At 75.0% G+C, this 2214-nt stretch carries 3 protein-coding genes; all 3 read right to left on the reverse strand.

Annotation, left to right across the window (positions count from 1 at the left end):
• Positions 1-12 precede the first annotated feature (12 nt).
• Positions 13-846, reverse strand: coding sequence for a ParA family protein (locus EAD96_RS20305; RefSeq protein ID WP_121685430.1), 834 nt, complete (start codon positions 844-846; stop codon positions 13-15).
• On the reverse strand, positions 846-1514 hold the full coding sequence (locus EAD96_RS20310; RefSeq protein WP_121685431.1) for an SAF domain-containing protein: 669 nt from the start codon (positions 1512-1514) through the stop codon (positions 846-848). Before EAD96_RS20310 ends, EAD96_RS20305 begins: the two co-directional genes overlap by 1 nt.
• Positions 1511-2214: hypothetical protein (locus EAD96_RS20315; RefSeq protein WP_121685432.1), on the reverse strand; the 704-nt coding region annotated here is incomplete at its 5' end. The genes EAD96_RS20315 and EAD96_RS20310, both read right to left, overlap by 4 nt.

Below are 2214 nucleotides of genomic sequence, written 5' to 3' on the forward strand. Positions count from 1 at the left end.
TGCGAGACCGGCTCAAACCGCACCGGACACCCCCGGCACGCTCGGCGCGGTCACCGCGCGCGGTGCGGTCGTCCCGGGCCAGGCCAGCCGGGCGCGCCGCCGGTCCAGCAGCGACCGGACCGGCACCTCCAGGGCGCCGGCCGCGCGCATCAGCGGCCGGTTCGCGCGTACGGTGCCGCCGTGGGCGAGCACCTCGGCGGTACGCGGGTCGTGCGGCAGGCGGGCGATCACCGGCAGCCGCAGCGCCTTGCTGATCTCGCTGGTGCCGTGCCCGTCCCCGACCACCAGCAGTCGCAGCGTGCCCGGCGGTACGCGGTGCTCGGTGAGGTCCCGCTCGATCGCGCGGGCGGTGGCCCGGGTGGCGGAGAGGTCGGGCAGGTGCGCGCGGGTCACCAGCAGTACCACAGCGGCGGCCCGCAGCAGCGGCCACGGTGGACCGCCCACTGCCAGCCGGCCGCAGTCGACCAGCACGTCGTACGGTGGTTCGCCCCGTTCCAGACCGGTGAAGTAGTCGGCGAAGCGCTGCCAGAGCGGGATCACGCTGCCGGCCTGGGCCGGGTCCACCACACCGGGCAGCAGCAGCCGTTCGCGGCGGGGCGCGTCCAGGTCGACCAGCTGGGACCAGAACGCGTGTTCCAGGCTGCCGTCGCGCAGCTCGCCCACGGCCAGCTCGCCGATGCCGCGCGGCCCGTCCAGCGCCCCGCCGAGGTAACCGGCGAGGATCGAGCCGCCCGCCGGGTCGCACTCGGCCAGCACCAGCCGCCGGTGCCAGCTCAGCGCGGCGGCGAGCGCGGCGGTGGTGACGCCCGGCGACCCCTTCGCCGAGACCAGGGCGATGATCGCCATCAGGCCGCCTCGGTGAGCACGAGCGCGATCCGGTCGTCGGCGGCGAGCGCCACGACCGCCGGCACGTCCCGTACGGCCAGCGCCAGGTAGACCACCACGTCACCGTTCTGCGGCGTGGCGGTGTCGATCACGGTGCCCTCGAATCGGGTGCCGCCGCCACGGGACGCGTCGGAGCCGCCGCCGGTGGCGTTCGAGGGCGTGCTGACCAGCAGCACCTTGTCGCCGGGGTGCAGCTTGCGGGCCGGCACCTGCTCGGGTTCCAGCCCCAGCGCGAGCTGCTGCTGACCGGCGCCGAGCAGCGGGGCCTCGGTGAGCTGCGCCGGGGTGAGCAGCGTGCCCGGGGTGAGCCGGACGGCCGCCCGCAGCCCGAGCACCTCGTCCATCCGGTCGGCGGACACCGGCTGGAGTTCCCGTCCGCCGGATACGCGTACCGGCACCAGGTCGTCGGCGGTGAGCTGCTGTCCCACGTCGACGGGCCGGGCCACGGCCAGGTACGTGCCGGTGGAGCGGACCGACGTGACAGCGAACGCCGCACCCAGCCCGCCGAGCGCGATCAGCAGGACCGCCAGGCCGAGCAGGCCGGGGCGGACGCGTCGTTGCCGGACCACCTTCGGCGGTGCGACGGGTGCCTCCACCGGGGTTCCGTTGCGGGCTGCCACGACACTCATCGGGTCACCACCTGAAGCTCGTTGATCTGTACCGAGATGACGCCGCTGGACCGGCTCTGGGCGATCACGCCGCTCTCCCCGCCGCCGGACCACTCGACGGTCCAGAACGTCGTGGCGCTCACCTGGTAGGTGCCGGCCTCCGGATAGCCCTGGTCGAGGCCGCAGTCGGGCGAGGTGGACCCGGCCCTCGGCCCGTTCGCCCGGTACGGCGTGCCCGGCCCGTCGCAGGTGACGTCGATGTCGTCGGACATGTGCCAGACGATCCGGTCCACCTTTGCGGTGATCTCCACGGTCAGCCCCCGGTCGGAGGCGGACGCGGACAGCGGCCCGAAGTACGAGGCGCCCGGGCTGGCCCACATCCAGACGGGCAGCCCGACCAGGCCGGGGCCCTGGCTGCGCCGGGGCGCCACCGACGCCCGGGGCGGGAGCAGTGAGATCGAGGCCAGCGCGCGGCGGGCCAGTTCCTCCGGGTCCGGCGGCGCGCCGTAGCCGGGCGGCGGGGCGTCGAGAAGCGCCCGCCGCAGGCTGCCGAGGTCACCGCCGTTGCAGGTGAGCTGGTACCACTGCTGGCCGGGAGGCGCCTCGCCCTGCGGCTCTTCGAGCTTGTAGTAGCAGCCGTCGGCGTTGTTGAACCAGCCGAGAACCGGGTGGTAGCAGGGGATGGCCCGGCCGTTCCACTGGCACTTCGGGGTGCTGCCGC

The sequence above is a fragment of the Micromonospora sp. BL1 genome (genome assembly GCF_003667485.1).
GTDB lineage: Bacteria > Actinomycetota > Actinomycetes > Mycobacteriales > Micromonosporaceae > Micromonospora > Micromonospora tulbaghiae.